Source organism: Streptomyces sp. HUAS CB01 (genome assembly GCF_030406905.1).
GTDB lineage: Bacteria > Actinomycetota > Actinomycetes > Streptomycetales > Streptomycetaceae > Streptomyces > Streptomyces chengbuensis.
On record NZ_CP129137.1, the window covers coordinates 3,317,862 to 3,333,957 of the forward strand.

At 70.9% G+C, this 16,096-nt stretch carries 14 protein-coding genes and 1 tRNA gene; 6 read left to right on the plus strand and 9 right to left on the minus strand.

What is annotated here, in order from left to right:
* Positions 1-28 precede the first annotated feature (28 nt).
* Positions 29-991, plus strand: a complete 963-nt coding sequence (locus QRN89_RS14595; RefSeq protein ID WP_290349824.1) for a helix-turn-helix transcriptional regulator — start codon at positions 29-31, stop codon at positions 989-991.
* Positions 992-1,043: 52 nt separating this feature from the next.
* Positions 1,044-1,499, plus strand: a complete 456-nt coding sequence (locus tag QRN89_RS14600) for a VOC family protein (protein ID WP_290349825.1) — start codon at positions 1,044-1,046, stop codon at positions 1,497-1,499.
* A 21-nt stretch (positions 1,500-1,520) separates the two neighbouring features.
* On the opposite strand, the gene QRN89_RS35820 is transcribed toward QRN89_RS14600, so the two are convergent.
* The 3 genes from QRN89_RS35820 to QRN89_RS14615 all read right to left on the minus strand — a co-directional run bounded on the left by QRN89_RS35820 (position 1,521) and on the right by QRN89_RS14615 (position 4,049).
* Positions 1,521-1,877, minus strand: coding sequence for a hypothetical protein (locus QRN89_RS35820; protein ID WP_390701517.1), 357 nt, complete (start codon positions 1,875-1,877; stop codon positions 1,521-1,523).
* A gap of 90 nt (positions 1,878-1,967) precedes the next feature.
* The gene (locus tag QRN89_RS14610; protein WP_290349826.1) at positions 1,968-2,969 is read right to left on the minus strand and encodes a sigma-70 family RNA polymerase sigma factor; all 1,002 of its coding nucleotides are present in this window, start codon (positions 2,967-2,969) and stop codon (positions 1,968-1,970) included.
* Positions 2,970-3,293: 324 nt separating this feature from the next.
* On the minus strand, positions 3,294-4,049 hold the full coding sequence (locus QRN89_RS14615) for a dioxygenase family protein (RefSeq protein ID WP_290353711.1): 756 nt from the start codon (positions 4,047-4,049) through the stop codon (positions 3,294-3,296).
* A gap of 159 nt (positions 4,050-4,208) precedes the next feature.
* Here QRN89_RS14615 and QRN89_RS14620 point away from each other — a divergent pair, with 159 nt between their 5' ends.
* The gene (locus QRN89_RS14620) at positions 4,209-4,715 is read left to right on the plus strand and encodes a MarR family winged helix-turn-helix transcriptional regulator (RefSeq protein ID WP_290349827.1); all 507 of its coding nucleotides are present in this window, start codon (positions 4,209-4,211) and stop codon (positions 4,713-4,715) included.
* Between the two features lie 251 nt (positions 4,716-4,966).
* On the opposite strand, the gene QRN89_RS14625 is transcribed toward QRN89_RS14620, so the two are convergent.
* Both QRN89_RS14625 and QRN89_RS14630 read right to left on the minus strand, forming a co-directional pair.
* A complete protein-coding gene (locus tag QRN89_RS14625; RefSeq protein WP_290349829.1) occupies positions 4,967-6,508 on the minus strand; it encodes an MFS transporter in 1,542 nt (513 codons plus the stop codon).
* A gap of 280 nt (positions 6,509-6,788) precedes the next feature.
* Positions 6,789-7,439, minus strand: coding sequence for a TetR/AcrR family transcriptional regulator (locus QRN89_RS14630; protein WP_290349830.1), 651 nt, complete (start codon positions 7,437-7,439; stop codon positions 6,789-6,791).
* 303 nt (positions 7,440-7,742) lie between these two features.
* Between QRN89_RS14630 and QRN89_RS14635 the strand changes: the two genes are divergently transcribed.
* A complete protein-coding gene (locus QRN89_RS14635) occupies positions 7,743-9,011 on the plus strand; it encodes a M6 family metalloprotease domain-containing protein (RefSeq protein ID WP_290349831.1) in 1,269 nt (422 codons plus the stop codon).
* Between the two features lie 188 nt (positions 9,012-9,199).
* Here the strand turns inward: QRN89_RS14635 and QRN89_RS14640 are convergent, their stop codons facing one another.
* The gene (locus tag QRN89_RS14640) at positions 9,200-10,891 is read right to left on the minus strand and encodes a class I adenylate-forming enzyme family protein (protein ID WP_290349832.1); all 1,692 of its coding nucleotides are present in this window, start codon (positions 10,889-10,891) and stop codon (positions 9,200-9,202) included.
* Between the two features lie 344 nt (positions 10,892-11,235).
* On the opposite strand from QRN89_RS14640, the gene QRN89_RS14645 reads away from it, so the two are divergent.
* Both QRN89_RS14645 and QRN89_RS14650 read left to right on the plus strand, forming a co-directional pair.
* Entirely contained in the window at positions 11,236-12,054 is an 819-nt protein-coding gene (locus tag QRN89_RS14645; RefSeq protein WP_290349833.1) for an SAM-dependent methyltransferase, read from the plus strand.
* A 144-nt stretch (positions 12,055-12,198) separates the two neighbouring features.
* Positions 12,199-12,271, plus strand: a tRNA-Arg gene (locus QRN89_RS14650).
* A 307-nt stretch (positions 12,272-12,578) separates the two neighbouring features.
* Here QRN89_RS14650 and QRN89_RS14655 read toward each other — a convergent pair.
* The 3 genes from QRN89_RS14655 to QRN89_RS14665 form a co-directional block, all read right to left on the minus strand.
* A complete protein-coding gene (locus QRN89_RS14655; RefSeq protein WP_290349834.1) occupies positions 12,579-12,875 on the minus strand; it encodes an acyl carrier protein in 297 nt (98 codons plus the stop codon).
* Between the two features lie 99 nt (positions 12,876-12,974).
* The gene (locus QRN89_RS14660) at positions 12,975-13,577 is read right to left on the minus strand and encodes a type III PLP-dependent enzyme domain-containing protein (protein ID WP_290349835.1); all 603 of its coding nucleotides are present in this window, start codon (positions 13,575-13,577) and stop codon (positions 12,975-12,977) included.
* On the minus strand, positions 13,574-15,169 hold the full coding sequence (locus QRN89_RS14665; protein ID WP_290349836.1) for an acyl-CoA ligase (AMP-forming), exosortase A system-associated: 1,596 nt from the start codon (positions 15,167-15,169) through the stop codon (positions 13,574-13,576). Before QRN89_RS14665 ends, QRN89_RS14660 begins: the two co-directional genes overlap by 4 nt.
* Positions 15,170-16,096: the final 927 nt, after the last annotated feature.

Genomic DNA, 16,096 nt, shown 5'->3' on the forward strand with positions numbered 1-16,096 from the left:
GTCCTAGAAGCCTGGCAGTCTGGCACCCATGACGGATACGCCGGCACGACTGCTGAATCTGCTGTCCCTCCTCCAGACGCCGCGCGAGTGGCCGGGCAGCGAACTCGCCGAACGGCTTCAGGTCAGCCCGCGCACGATCCGCCGGGACATCGACCGGCTGCGTGACCTCGGCTATCCCGTCGAGGCGACGAAGGGAGCGGTGGGCGGGTACCGGCTCGTCGCGGGAGCCGCGATGCCGCCGCTGCTCCTCGACGACGAGGAGGCCGTCGCGATCGCCGTGGGGCTGCGGGCAGGCGCCGGCCACGCCATCGAGGGCGTGGACGAGGCTTCCGTACGGGCCCTGGCCAAGCTGGAGCAGGTGCTGCCGGCCCGGCTGCGCCACCGCGTGTCCAGCCTCCAGAACGCGACCATCCCGCTCACCCGCGGCGACGGAGCCACCGTCGACCCGCGCACCCTGACCGCCCTCGCGGCGACCGTGACCGGACGGGAGCGGCTCCGGTTCGACTACCGCTCCGGGGAGGGCGCGGAGTCGAAGCGGCTGGTCGAGCCGTACCGGCTGGTCTCGACCGGGCGTCGGTGGTACCTGGTGGCGTACGACCTGGGTCGCGAGGACTGGCGGACGTTCCGGGTCGACCGGGTCCGGGACCCGTTCGCGACCGGTGCCCGCTTCACCCCGCGCGAGCTGCCGACGGGCGGCGACGCGGCGGAGTTCTTCTCCGCCTCCATGGCCCGCAACCAGCCCGAACTGGCCCTGGACATCAGCTTCGCGGCACCGGCGGAACGCGTCTCCTCCCGGCTGCCCGGCTACCTCGGCACTCCGGAGCCGACGGGGCCGGACACCTGCCGGCTGCGCAGCCGGTCGCAGGACTCACTGGAGTGGATCGCGCTGCGGCTGGCCCTGGTCGACTGCGAGTTCACCGTCCACCACCCCCCGGCGCTCTCCGAGCACCTGAGGGAGATGGGTGCGCGCCTCACGCGGGCGAGCGCCTAGGGAGTGCTGCGGAAGGGGATCGCCTGTCAGACCCGCCTGGGATGCTCCGAGCATGGAGATGACCGTGCAGCTGACGATCGACTGCTCCGATCCGCAGAGAATGGTGGCTTTCTGGGCCGAGGCCCTGGGCTACGTGCCTGAGCCTGCGCCGGGCGGGCACGCCACGTGGCGTTCCTACTGGGCGGCAGTGGGGGTGCCCGATGCAGAGTTGCCGGCCGGTGCCGGGGACATTCCGGAGTCGATCATCGATCCCGCAGGACGTGGACCGAGGGTGTGGTTCCAGCAGGTCCCCGAGCCGAAGGTCGCCAAGAACCGGTGGCACTTCGACCTGAAGGTCGGTGGGGGCCGTGACGTCCCGCTGGACGTCCGCGCACAGCGGGTCAACGCTACGGTGGAACGGCTGGTCAAAGCTGGTGCCACCGTGCTGCGGATCAAGGATGAGCCGGACATGGGGCTCTACGCCGCCGCCATGCAGGACCCCGAGGGCAACGAATTCGACATCGTCTGAGGGCCGTTGCAGCGGCGCTGGTCACAGCCGCTCCATGAGGGCTGCGAGCAGCACGGTCGCTTCGTGGCGGACGGCGGGTTCGTCGTACCGAGTGGCAACGGCCCGTCGGCGCTCGAGCCGGTTGGTCCCGCACTCGACCGCGTGCCGCTGCTTGGGCCGGCAGACGGTGGAGTCGACGTTGACCTCCCACGTGGTCACGCCCTTCGCGCCCGCCTCGGCCTGGAGCTGGGTCAGGATCCTCGCCCAGGTGCCGTCCCGCTGCCAGCGCCGGAACAGGTGGCGAAGACCCGCGGGAAAGCAGCGGGAGAGCACGGGAGCGCGAAGGCCGCCGGGGCGGCGGCAGGAGTCGACGGGATCCGGACGGGAAGACCCCGACACCGGGCATTCGGACAGCGGAAGACCCCGGCACCGGGGGGGAAGGGTGCCGGGGTCGTTCAGGGGGTGGCAGGGGCACGGCCCCCGCCGCCGTCATGCCGCTTCGTCGAAGCCCGTGTCACGGGCCATCCGCTTCAGCTCCAGCAGAGCGTGCTTCTCGATCTGCCGGATGCGCTCACGCGTGAGGCCGTGCTCCTTGCCGACCTCGGTCAGCGTGCGCTCGCGGCCGTCCTCGATGCCGTACCGCATCCGGATGATCGAGGCGGTGCGGTGGTCGAGCCGGTCGATGAGGTCGTCGAGCTCCTCACTGCGCAGCAGCGTCAGCACGGACTGCTCCGGGGACACCGCGGAGGTGTCCTCCAGCAGGTCGCCGAACTGCGTCTCGCCCTCGTCGTCCACGGACATGTTGAGCGAGACCGGGTCGCGGGCCCAGTCCAGTACGTCCGTGACCCGCTCCGGAGTCGAGCCCAGCTCCTCCGCCACCTCGGCCGGCTCGGGCTCGCGGCCGTGCTCGCGGTTGAACTCGCGCTGCACTCGACGGATCCGGCCCAGCTCCTCCACCAGGTGGACGGGAAGCCGGATCGTGCGGGACTGGTCCGCTATCGAGCGGGTGATGGCCTGGCGGATCCACCACGTGGCGTACGTGGAGAACTTGAAGCCCTTCGTGTAGTCGAACTTCTCCACCGCGCGGACCAGGCCGGCGTTGCCCTCCTGGATCAGATCGAGCAGTGGCAGTCCACTGCGCGGATAGCGCCGCGCGACGGCCACCACCAGGCGGAGGTTCGACTTGATGAAGATGTCCTTCGCGCGCTCGCCCGCGGCGACGAGCGCCTCGAGCTCCTCGTGCGTGGCACCGGCCGCGTCGCTCTCCACCTCACCGTCGAGGATCTGCCGGGCGTAGACACCCGCCTCGATCGTCTGGGAGAGCTCGACCTCCTTGGCGGCATCCAGCAGCGGCGTACGCGCGATCTCGTCGAGGTACATGCCGACCAGATCGCGGTCGGCGATCTCCCCGCTCGTGGAACGAACGCTGTCTGCTCCATCAGCCCCGGTCCCCTTGGCGGGCTTACGACGGGCGACGGCACGGGTTGCCATGCGTGCTCCCTTGCTGAGTAGGTCGCGACACCCTTCCGGGTGCCCTGCATCCGAGGGAAACAACGACTGGAATCCGGACAGAATTCCCACGGGTGCATGGATTTTTGTGATCTTGCAGTACCCTGCCCCCGCCGCGGCGCTCATCCGTGCCGTCGCCCCTCCGGCAGACCCATCGCAGGCGCAGGTCAGAGGCACCTCTCGCCGCCGCATCCCCCACTCGTCAAGACGACGCGGGCCGCACTCCTGGTTGCTCCGTATACCCAGAAGGCCGGGATCATTCCGCCACCCGGGCGATCGCCCGCGCCGCCGCATCGGAACGGTCGCTCAGCCGAACTGGACCGAGCGCTTCGCGAGCCCCATCCAGAACCCCTCGATGACGCTGCGCCCGCTCGGAAGATCGCCCTCGGAGGCGCCGAGGGTGACGAACAACGGGGCGAAGTGCTCCGTACGGGGGTGGGCGAGCCTGCCGGCCGGCGCCTTGCGCTCGAAGTCCAGCAGGGCGTCCACGTCCGCGGCGGCCAGCGCCCGCTGCCCCCAGTCGTCGAACTCGGCCGACCAGCCGGGCACTCCCGACTGCCGCAGCGCCGCCAGGTTGTGGGTGAAGAACCCGCTGCCGACGATCAGCACACCCTCGTCGCGCAGCGGCGCGAGCCTGCGCCCGATCTCCAGGAGCCGCTGCGGGTCGAGCGTCGGCATGGAGACCTGCAGGACGGGAATGTCGGCGCCGGGAAACATCTCGACGAGCGGGACGTAGGCCCCGTGGTCGAGGCCGCGGTCCGGGACGTCCTGCACGGGCGTACCCGGGGCGCGCAGCAGCTTGCGCACGGACTCGGCGAGCTCGGGCGCGCCGGGCGCCTCGTACCGCACCCGGTAGTAGTGCTCGGGGAAGCCCCAGAAGTCGTACACGAGCGGCACGGTCCGCGTCGCGCCGATCGCGAGGGGCGCCTCCTCCCAGTGGGCGGAGATCACGAGGATCGCCGTGGGCCCGGGCAGGGACGCCGACCAGTCGGCGAGCTCACCGGGCCACACCGGGTCGTCGGCGAGGGGCGGTGCGCCGTGCGAGAGATAGAGGGCGGGCATCCGTTCCGCGGGGGCGGCGGCGGTGATGCCGGCGGTGTCAGCAGCGTTCACGCGGGAGCCTCCCGGTACATGGACCGTAAACTTGAACCTTCAAGTTCCTCACCATGCACCCTACGCCGAGCTAGTTCAATATTCAAGAATTGGCCGTACGATAGATGCATGACCACGGCACCGAACTCGGGCGAACCCCGCTGGCTCACCGACGAGGAGCAGCGTGTGTGGCGCTCGTACCTGCACGCCACCACTCTTCTCGAGGACAGTCTCGACAGGCAGCTCCAGCGGGACGCGGGCATGCCACACGTCTACTACGGCCTGCTCGTCCAGCTCGCCGAGGCCCCGCGTCGCCGTTTGCGCATGACGGAACTCGCCAAGGACGCCAAGATCACCCGGTCCCGGCTCTCACATGCGGTCGCCCGACTGGAGAAGAACGGCTGGGTACGACGCGAGGACTGTCCGAACGACAGGCGGGGGCAGAACGCCTGCCTGACGGAGAAGGGCTTCGAGGTCCTGCAGAAGGCGGCGCCGGGTCATGTCGCGGCCGTACGGCAGGCGGTCTTCGACCGGCTCAGCTCCGAGCAGGTGCGCCAGCTGGGCGAGATCACCCGGATCATGGCCGAGAGCCTCCAGCCGGACGGCACCGACGTCGACCTCCCCTGGCTGCGCTGACCGAGGGAAGGACCTGGTCCGTACCGGACCGGGGTGTTTGACCAACGTGGCCCTCGGGGCCGTTCACTCCGTACGGGTACGGACGGAGTGAACGGCCCCGAGGGAGCGGCCCCCGCGCACCGTCGGCACCCAGCCTCAGCACGCGGCTCAGCGCTCGGCGCCACGGCGGCGTCTCACGACTCCGTGTCACGGGTCCGTGTCACGGCTCCATGCCACGACTCCAAGCCACGGGTCCGTGTCACGGCTCGGCGTCAGTGCGCGATCACCGGGATCTTCACGTCGTCCTCGGAAGCCGCTCCGGAGGACGCCACGGTCGTGGAGCCGGGGCGCCCGGAGTTGATCAGTGTGAGGGCGATGACGGCCGAAGCCGCAAGGATGCCGACCGCCCACCAGATGGCGCTCGCGTAACCGTGCACGATGCCCTCCAGCTGGAGGAGCCGCTGCGCCTCGGCACCGGTCACGCCGGCCGCGTGGGCGGCGAGGTACGAGGTGGTCGCGGAGGCGGCGACGGTGTTGAGCAGGGCCGTGCCGATCGCGCCGCCCACCTGCTGCGAGGTGTTCACCATGGCGGAGGCGACTCCCGCGTCCCGCGCCTCGACGCCGTGCGTCGACAGCGACATCGCCGGCATGAAGGCCGTACCCATGCCGAGGCCGAGCAGCAGCTGCGCCGGGAGGATGAGGCCCGCGTACGAGGTGTCGACCTCCAGCTGGGTCAGCAGCAGCATGCCCGTCGCGGCGACCAGGAAGCCGGGGCCCATGAGCAGCCGGGGCGGCACCCGGGTCATCAGCCGGGCGCCGATCTGGGTGGAGCCCGTGATCATGCCCGCGATCATCGGCAGGAAGGCGAAGCCCGTCCGCACCGGCGAGTAGCCCTTCACGATCTGCAGGTAGTAGGTGAGGAAGAGGAAGAGGCCGAACATCGCGATGACGGCGAGCCCCAGGGAGAGGTAGACCCCGCCGCGGTTCCGCTCGGTGAGCACGCGCAGCGGCAGCAGCGGCGACGCCACCCTGGCCTCGACCGCGACGAAGGCGGCGAGCAGTACGGCGGAGGCGACGAACAGCCCGACGGTCGTCGCGTCGGTCCAGCCGTGGGACTCGGCGCGGGTGAATCCGTAGACCAGCGCCACCAGGCCGAGGGTGGACAGGAGGACACCGGGGACGTCGAGCGGCGAGCGGTTGCGGCCGCCCGCGGGCTCGCGGATGACGAGCCAGGCGCCCACGGCGGCGACCACGGCGAAGGGGATGTTGACGTAGAACGTCCAGCGCCAGTCCAGGTACTCGGTGAGGAAGCCACCGAGGATCAGACCGACGGCGCCGCCGCCGCCGGCGATCGCACCGTAGACGCCGAAGGCCTTGGCCCGCTCCTTGGCGTCGGTGAACATCACGGCGAGCAGCGACAGGGCGGCCGGGGCGAGCAGCGCGCCGAAGGCGCCCTGGAGGGCGCGCGATCCGAGAAGCATGGCCTCACCGGTCGCGGCACCGCCGAGCGCGGACGCGGCGGCGAAGCCCGCCAGACCGACGACGAAGGTGCGCTTGCGCCCCCACAGGTCGGCTATGCGGCCGCCGAAGAGCAGCAGCCCGCCGAAGGCCAGGGCGTAGGCGGTGATGACCCACTGCCGGTTGCCGTCGGAGATGCCCAGGTCCTGCTGGGCGGAAGGGAGGGCGATGTTCACGATCGTCGCGTCGAGCACGACCATCAGCTGGGCGAGGGCGATGAAGACGAGCGCTCTCCAGCGGCTCGGATCGGGCCCGGTGGAGCCGTCGGGAAGGCGTGTCTCGGCGGTTTTCGACATGGAGGTAGCCACCTAGGTGTGCGAAGCGGAGAAGACGAAGAGAAGGAAGGAAGGAGTGGAACGACGGTGAGGCGGCGACGCGGCCGGCTCCGGCAGCCCTCGCCCCCTTCAGCGGACGGTCAGGGGGTCACGAGGCAACGAGTTCACGAGTCGCACGGGTCGCACGGGTCGCACGGGTCACGTGAGTTCACGGGTCGCACGCGTCCACGTATTCACGAACGCATCACGAGCACATGAAGTAACGAGGACACCGAGTCACGAGGACGCGAAGTCATCCGTCTCACGGCGAGCGCCTCAGATCCTCCAAGGTCACGGCCGTACCCGGCAGTTCGGAGCGCGCCGGCGCTTCGAGACCGTCGAGGAACAGCTGCAGATGGCGGTGCGTGAACTGGTCGATGGACAGGCAGGCGGTGCCCGGGAGCGGCCGGGTGAGCTGGGAGAGCATGACCATCAGATCCCCGACCGCGACGTCGGCGCGCAGCCTGCCCGCCTCGTGAGCCTCGTCGACGAGCGTCTGGACGGCCCCTTCGAGCCGGTCGCGCTGGGCGACCAGGTCGGGATGGTCCTTGTCGAAGTCGCCACTGAGCAGCGGGCAGAGGGCCGCGACCCGCTCGTCGGCGGCCGCGTGGGTGAAGCGGCTGAGCGCGGCGAAGGGATCCGCCTCCGTCACGGCCGCCTCCTCGGCGCGCTCGGCGGTGCGCCGGAGGACGGACAGGACCACCTCGTGGACGAGGGTGGAACGGTCCGGGAAGTTCCGGTACAGGGTCGCGTTGCCGACGCCGGCGCGTCGGGCGATCTCGTCGAGCGGCACCTCGGGGCCGAACTCGACGAACATCTCCCGGGCCGCCGTCACGATCCGCTCCCGGTTGCGCAGGGCGTCCGCCCGCGGCCGGGTGGCGCGGCGCGCCGCGGTGTCGGTGGCGGGGCTCACGGCTCCACGTCCTCTCGGTCGACTGGGTGACACGGCCCCTGACTGCGGCCGCGTTCCGGTGCCCGCCGGGAACCGGGGAACGCCTCCCCGTTTCCTGCGGACATCCACGGCAAACGGGGAACCAGTCCCCGGTTATTTCCCGTACCCCGAATGACCCAATGTGATCTGAATCACGCTGCCGTTCCGGCGTGTCCCACGATCGGACCTCCCGGCGCGCGCCCCGTCACACCTCCGAACAGGCTGAACAGCACGAGCGCAGCCCGGGCCCGGCCGGCTGCCGCCGAGCCGAAGGCGGACGACCGCATGCAGCAGACCCGCCGACGGATACGCAGACCCGGCACGCTCGGCGCCCTCGCCGTCATCACCCTCGCCACCCTCACCTCGGCGAGCTCGATGCTCCCCGGCGGCTCGCGGAACACAGCGGGCCCCGTCGCCACGGCAGAGGAATCGGCGCTCGAACCGTGCCGTCTCACCTCCACGACCGGCGTCCAGATGTCCGAGGGCGTTCCGACCCCGTCCGGGTACGTGCGCTCCACGGGCGAGATCCGCGCCCTCAACCTGATGATCGACTTCCCCGACGCGGAGGGGGCGGGCTCCGCCCTGGACCGGTTCGCGGAGTTCTTCCCGCAGACCGAGCAGTGGTTCGCCACCAGCTCCTACGGGAGGCTCGTCTACCGGCCCGAGACGCCACTGCCGGGGTGGCTGCGGATGCCGATGGCGTTCAGCGCGTACGGGATCGACCGCGGTTCACCGTACGAGCCGGGCTACCGCCAGCTCGTGCAGGACATCGTGGCCGCCACCGACCACCGGGTGGACTTCAGCTCGTACGACCTGGTCAACGTCCTGGTCACACCCAACGCCGGGCCGTCCGCGCTGGACACCGTGCTGTCGGTGACGTTCTCGGGCAACCACGAGGCGCCGTACGCGGACGGGGTGCCGCTCGCCAACACGAGCTTCGTCTACAGCCGCCAGGACGACGGCTCGGGCAGCTACTCCGAGACGGGTTACCGGGTGCTGCCGCACGAGAACGGCCATGTGTTCGGCCTGCCCGACCTCTACACGGCCGAGGGCGGCGGGGCGGTCGGCCACTGGGACATCATGTCCGAGGACTGGGGGGCGAACAACGACCTCCTCGGCTGGCACAAGTGGAAACTGGGCTGGCTCGACAACAGCCAGATCCAGTGCGCCGCCGCGACCGGCAGCAGCGAGTACAACCTGACCCCGCTGGCCCTCAAGGGCGGCCGCAAGCTGGTGGTCGTCCCGCTGGACTCCGAGTCCGGCTACGCCATGGAGGTCCGTACCCGGGCCGGCAACGACGAGGCCGTCTGCAAACCCGGCGTCCTCGTCTACCACGTCAAGACCGACGTCGACACGGGCCAGGGGCCGGTCGCCGTCGCCGACAGCGACAAGAACAGCGGGGGCTGCACCCGCCGGCCCAATGTGCACGCGGAGCTGTCGGACGCCCCGTACCGGCCGGGCGAGACGTTCGTCGACCAGAAGCACAGGGTCCGCATCACGGTGCTCTCGGAGAACGCGAACGGGACCTACCGGGTGCGGATCACCCGTACCTGACCTCGCGAGCACCCCGGCACGGCCCGGGTGACCACCCCCGCGGCATCCGCCCTCCCGCGGGTCGGCGCGACCACCGCCACGACCCTGGGGCGGCCCGCCGTCATCTCCGGACCGCGCGCCTCATCCGCCCCGTACGCCACGTTCGCCGCACGAACGCCACACCGTCCCCGTACGCGCGTCGGCGCGGCTCACCCCCGGCTGCTGCTCCCGGCCTGCCGCGTCAGCCGCCCGCGCAGCTCCCGCTTGAGGATCTTCCCCGTGGGGTTGCGGGGAAGTGGTTCCTCCCGTACGAGCACGTGGGCGGGGACCTTGAACGGGGCGAGCGTCCGCCCGACGTGCGCCCGGAGCTCGTCGGCCGTGACCGCGGCGCCCGGGCCGAGCTGGACCACGGCCGCCACCTCCTCACCGAGGACGGGGTGCGGCACGCCCAGCACGGCGGCGTCGACCACCGCGGGGTGCTCGTGCAGAGCGGCCTCGACCTCCACGCAGTACACGTTCTCGCCGCCACGGACGACCATGTCCTTCAGCCGGTCGACGATCGAGACCCGGCCGTCCCGCAGGGTCGCGAGGTCGCCGGTCATGAACCAGCCGTCCGCCGTGAAGGCCTCCGCCGTGGCGTCCTCGTCCCGCCAGTAGCCGCGCACCAGGGACTGGCCGCGCAGCCACAGCTCGCCGACCTCCCCGTCCGGGAGCGGTCCGCCGTCCGGACCGGCGATCCGCGCCTCGACGGCCGGGGTGGGTCGGCCGACGCTGTCCGGGAACTCCCGGTACGCGGCACCGAAGTTGGCCGTCACGCCGCCGCAGGTCTCGGTCAGGCCGTAGCCGTTGCGGGGCTCCACGCGCTCGCCGAAGCGCGCGGTGAGCCGGGCGACCAGACCGGGCGGGGCGGCCGCGCCACCGGTGTTGAGATGGGTGAGGCTCGGCAGCGGGCTCCCGTTCCGCTCGGCGGCGTCCAGCAACTGGAGCGCGGTGGTCGGCACTCCGGAGTAGTGGGTGACGCCGTGCCGGTCGATCAGCGCCGGGGCCTGCTCGGCGTCCCATTTGCGCATGAGGACGAGCGTGCCGCCGACCGCCATCACCGAGTAGACCGTGGTGAACGCGGCCACGTGGAAGAACGGGAAGGTCATGAGGCTCACCGGCGCCGGCCCCTGCCCGGGGAGGACGCCCCTGGCGAGGGCGGACGCGGCGGCCGTGTAGCGGGGGTTCATCGCTGCGCCCGCCTGGGCGAGCTGGGTGGCGACGGCCCCCTTGGGCCGGCCCGTCGTGCCGGAGGTGTAGATGATCGTGGCGTCGTCCTCGGGGCGCACGTCCACGTCCGGCGGCGCGGTGCCCGGGTCCGGTACGGGCAGGTCCCCGTAGCGCTCGACGCCCGGGGCCGGCTCGCCCGCACCCTCACCGGTCGGCCCCTCGTCGTGGAAGACCACCACGGGGACCCGGTGGCGTGACGCCCACGCCCGGACCCTGGGCAGCCGCTCGCCGTCGACGAGCAGCACCCCGGGCTCGCAGTCGTCGAGTGCGTACGTGAACTCCTCCTCGGTCCACCACGCGTTCAGCGGAACCGACACCAGTCCGGCCAACTGCGTCGCCCAGAAGGCGATCTGCCACTCGGGGTGGTTGCGCATCCCGACGACGGCGCGGTCGCCGGGACGGAGTCCGTGCACCTCGACGAGACGGTTCGCCAGCGCGGAGGCGGCCGCGAAGAACTCCCCGTACGTGTACGTGCCGGTCTCCGCGACCAGGAACGGCCGGTCCCCGAACGCCCAGGTGGCCTCGACGAACTCACGCAGCGTGCGCGGGCCCGACACGTACACCCCGCCGTCGACCGCGAACGGGGCGCCCGGCGCCGTGAGACGGTCCGAAGGGTCCCCGGAGAACGGCATGTACGGTCCCTCCCCAAGCGCCTGCTCAGCTCGCGGGCCGACGCTATGCCGCGCCCCGCGACCCGTCAAGGCAGGCCCGCCCCGCGCCGGGACGCCCGTACCGGCCGGTGCCCCGTCCGTCCTCGCCCCGCCCACCTGCGGTGACGTCGATCACCCACACCTCGGCGTCCTCGTACGGCCCCGCACGACGAGGCCCGCCGACAGCTCCGCAGGGGCGCGGTCAGGGCGACGGGCACCGGGGCGGCGATCACCATTCCCCCGCACGAAGGACTGACGTTTCATCAACTCCTGCCGTTAGCTTGTCCCTTGCATCCGGACAGGCCGACCGACCTGGAGACGAACCCGTGACCGAGCCCCCGGCAGGCCCCGAAGTCCTGCGCGACAGGGTCAACACCGCACAGCCGCACACCGCCCGCATCTGGAACTACTGGCTGGGCGGCAAGGACAACTACGAGATCGACCGCGAGACCGGGGACCAGATCCGCACACTCCACCCGGGCATCGGCGACTACGCCCTCGCGGACCGGCAGTTCCTCGGCCGCGCCGTGAGCCACCTGGTGAGCGAACGCGGCATACGCCAGTTCCTCGACATCGGCACCGGGCTCCCCACCGCCGGCAACACCCACGAGGTCGCCCAGCGGCTGGCCCCGGAGTCCCGCGTCGTCTACGTCGACAACGACCCGCTGGTGCTCGCGCACGCGCGCGCCCTGCTCACCAGCACCCCCGAGGGCAGCACGGACTACCTCGACGAGGACCTGCGCAACGTCGACAGCATCCTGGAGCACGCGGCGAAGACCCTTGACCTCAGCCGCCCGGTCGCGCTCATGCTGCTCGGCGTCGTCATCTTCATCGGCGACCACGAGGACCCCCACGGCCTGGTCCGACGCCTCATGGACGCCCTGCCGCAGGGCAGCCATCTGGTGCTCTCCCACACGATCACCAGCCCCGCCATGCCGGACGTCGACGAGGCGGTCGCCTTCTGGAACGAACACGGCACCCCGAGACTCACCCAGCGCACCCCGGCCGACGTCACCCGCTTCTTCGACGGCCTGGACCTCCTGGAGCCGGGCGTCGTCTCCTGCAACCACTGGCGCCCGGACGGGGCCGACGAGCCGCTGCCGGACGAGGTGGCGATGTACGGCGGGGTGGGCCGGAAGGCCTGACCGGCACCGGGGTTCCCTCACCCGAAGCCGGCCCCACTCCACCCCGCACCGACCCCGTACACCCCCTGAACAGGCGAAACGTGAATCTTGCCGGGCGGCTGCCGGGATCCGCTAGGCTAGACGCCGGATCTCACGGAGATCCACGCCTTCGTAGCTCAGGGGATAGAGCACCGCTCTCCTAAAGCGGGTGTCGCAGGTTCGAATCCTGCCGGGGGCACAGCGCATTACATCGCTGACCTGGGTTTCCTCCCCAGGGAGGCGCTCTATTCGGCCTCGGACTCCTCGTCCGGGGCCGTTTGTGTGAGCGGTGCGTGAGCGGACGGGGAGTTGATCTCCCGAATATCGCCCAACGCATCAGCATCATCCGGCGCGGACACCGGGTCGGGCTTCTTCGCCTCGTCGGACTCTGGCTCCGCTTCGGGAGCGGTGTTCTCGGAGGTGGTGCGGGCACGCGGTACGAGCCGGGCTGCGGCCTCGGCGATCGCCAGATCCGCCTCGGGCAGCAGGCTCGGTGGATCCGGGTTTTAGTACTCGACTTCGCGGAGCCGCTCTGGGCGCACCTTGGACTCCACGAAGGCCGCGAGCCGGCCGAGGGTGTCGAAGGTGTCACCGACGATCTCCATCTCGATCTCGATCCCGAACCGTTTCTGCAATGCGACGATGAGCTTGACGACGGTGAGCGAGTCGAGCTCAGGAAGACTGCCGTACAGTCCCGTCTCCGGCCCGAGGTCATCGGCCTGGTCCTCGATGTCCAGCGTGACCACCACGACGGCCTTGACGTCCTCGAAGATCGCCTGCGAAATCTCTGGCGAGCGAGTCATATGGCTTCTCCTCATCGGTCGTGCAGACCCGGCGGCCTGCGATCTACACCAACACCTCCGTCGGTGTCGGATGCCCGAGGAACGCTGTGGGACTGGCCGTCATCCCGTAGGCGCGGGCCTGAAAGACCGCCACAAGGTCGCCGATCTCGCCACGCGGGAGGCAGACATCACGTGCGAGCCGCCGCCGAGGCGCACGCCCGAGCCCTTGACCTGGAAGTCGGGGTTGACGCGGACCGCGACGCGGGGCCGCACACCCAGCCACTCCCCGATGGCCGCCACCCGCAACGCTTCAGTCTCCGATTCGAGGCTGATCGTCACCCTGGCCGCCACGGCGCGACTCAGCTCCGCAGGAGTCTTGCCTGGTTCTGCGAAGCTCACTCGGTCAGCGGCGAACGGCGTGTCCAGCGCGACAGCCTTCTCGCCTGCCGATGCAACATCGAAGCCGTCGACCTGCCTGCTGAAGTGCTGCACCCCGGCGGGCATCGGATCGGCCTTGACCGCGTGTCTGAGGTGGATGCCGTCCGGCAGGGCGCGGCGCAGTTCCTCGACACGCCGGGTGAGGCCGGTGCGCTCGTAGGTGAAGAACGGGGTGGCACCGGCGCGCTCAGCGAGCAACCCCACCGGAAGGCCGCCGATGCGGAGCATGCCGTCGGCGATCGCGAACCGGCTGATCGTGGGGTGCGCGTAGGCGCCTGCGGTCATGCGGGCTCCTGAGGGCGGGAGGCGGTGAGCTCGTGGCGAAGGAATGCCCGGTCGAACTTGCCGTTCGGCGATCGGGGCAGGACACCAAGGACCACCACCTCGGCGGGCACCATGTAGCCGGGTAGTTCCTGCCGCAGGCGTGCGGTCACCGCGGCCGGGTCGAAGCCGGCGGGATCGCAGGGTGTCACGACGAGGACGACCCGGTGGCCAAGTGCCTCGTCCTCGAGGCCGAGCGCGACGGCATCGTGGACCAGGCCGGTCTCGTACGCCACTTCCTCGATCTCTTGCGGACTGACCCGATATCCCGATGTCTTGATCATGTCGTCACGCCGTCCGATGAAGTACAGGAAGCCCTCCTCGTCGCGGACGACGACATCGCCGGACCAGACCGCCAGTTCGGGCGTACACAGCTCGACCGGACGGTTCGGCGGCGGCCGGAACCGCTCGGCCGTGCGCTCCGCGTCATTCCAATAACCCAACGTGACAAGCGGACCTCGGTGCACCAGCTCACCCGGTTCTCCCGGACCACACAGGCCGCCGTCCTCCCGGACCACGAGGATCTCGGCATTCGGGATGGCCTTGCCGATCGAATCGGGCCGTCGGTCGACCTCCCGGGGATCGAGGTAGGTGGAGCGGAACGCCTCTGTCAGGCCGTACATCAGGTATGGCGTTGCGGTCGGGAAGATCGCTCGCAGTCGTTGCAGGGTAACGCGCGGGAGTCGCCCCCCAGTGTTTGCGAAGTAGCGCACCCCGGCCACGGCCTCGGACGGCCACGTCTGGGCTGCGAGCTGGATCCACAGCGGCGGTACGCCCACCAGCCCGGTGATGCGGTGCTTCGCGCACGCCCGGACGACATCCCCCGGCAGCAGGTAGTTGGCGAGCACCACATGGGCGCCGACGCAGAAGCCGGTCGTCAATTGGCTCAGTCCGGCGTCGAAGCTCAGCGGGAGAACGGCCAGGATTCGGTCCTCCGCCGTGTTGTTCAGGTAAGTGCTGACGCTCTCCGCGCCGACGACGAGGTTGCGGTGCGACAGCACGACGCCCTTCGGGGCCCCGGTGCTCCCCGACGTGTAGAGGATCGCGGCCACATCCGTGTCGACGCCGCCCGTCGGAGGACACACGGCCTGGCTCGCGGTCTCGGCGACCTCCGACCAGGGGAGCACGCGGTAAGGGGCTTCCTCGTCCTCAACAAGCGAGTCGCCCTGCACGAGGACGTGGGAGAGTGACTTGCAGGATGCGAGCTCGGCGCGCAGGGTCCGCAGCCGGTCCGTGGAGGTCACCAGTACCTGCACCGCGCAGTCGTCGAGGATGTGCCTCACTTGCCTGGCCCGCAGCACGGGATTCACCGGGACGAACACGCCACCGGCCCGCGAGCAGGCGAGCAGCGCCACGACGGTCTCGATCCCCTTGTTGAGGAAGACCGCGACGCGCTCGCCACCATCGAGGCCGAGACCGCGCAGGCCGGCGGCCGCGAGCTCCGTCCGCTCGTGCAGTTCGGTGTAGGAGATCGTGGTCGTCCGTGCGGTCAGGGCGGGCGCGCCAGGGTTGCGTTGGGCGGACCTCGCAACGAGGTCCGGCAATCGGGTGATCATTTCGGCGGATTCCTTTCTGCCGCTTTTGCCTGGCAGCCGACGAATCCCAGCCCTGTGCCCTGCGCCGGCTCGTCTCCGAGGGCAGGGCCAAATACGGCTCGATCGGTAGACACGTGCCACCGGCCTTGAAGATCGAGATGACGGAGGCCATCCAGTCCAGGCTCCGCTCGGTCACCACCGCGACCACGCCCTCGCGGCGCAGGCCACGCGCCAGCAGCGCCCGCGCCAGCTGGTTGGCGTGCGTTGAGCTCCCGGTAGGTCCACTGCTGCTGGTTGCGGTGCACGGCCGCGACGGCGTCCGGGTGCATCCGCACGCGCTGCTCGAACAGCTCGTGGAACCGGCGGTCCGGCAGCTCCCGGCGCGGCCCGGCCAGCCGGTAGAGCTGGAAGCGCGGCTCCTCGTCCGACGGCAGGCTCGCCCGCCCGTGCTCGGCGCCCGGGTCGGCGACCATCAGCGCGAGGGCGGTGAGGTGGTAGCCGGCGATCCTCTCGGCGCTGCCCGCGTCGAGCGCGTCGGTGCGGTAGTGCAGGTGCAGCGCGAGGCGGCCGCCGGGGGTCGCGAGCGCCACCCGGAGCACGGCGTCCTCGGCAAGGTCAGTGCTGATCTTGCCGCCGGTGTCGAGGCTGCCGATCCGGTCGAACTCGGTCTCGAACGCCGGCCCGGCCACGCCCAGCTCGCGCTTGAGCTCGTCCACCGCGAAGTCCCTGTGCTGGAGCAGGTCCGACTCGACCTGAGCGGTGTCCTGCAGCAGCGACCGCCGGGAGCGGGCTTCGGTCGTGAGCGGGCAGGGCAGCGGCCGCCCACCGGGCCTGGCCGCGTAGCCGATCACCACGTCCTGCTCGCCGGACAGCGCCGCCAGCACCTTCGAGTGCGCGGCCAGCGCCACCGAGTGCAGCGGCAGCTCCAGCTCATAGGCCAGCCGGCGC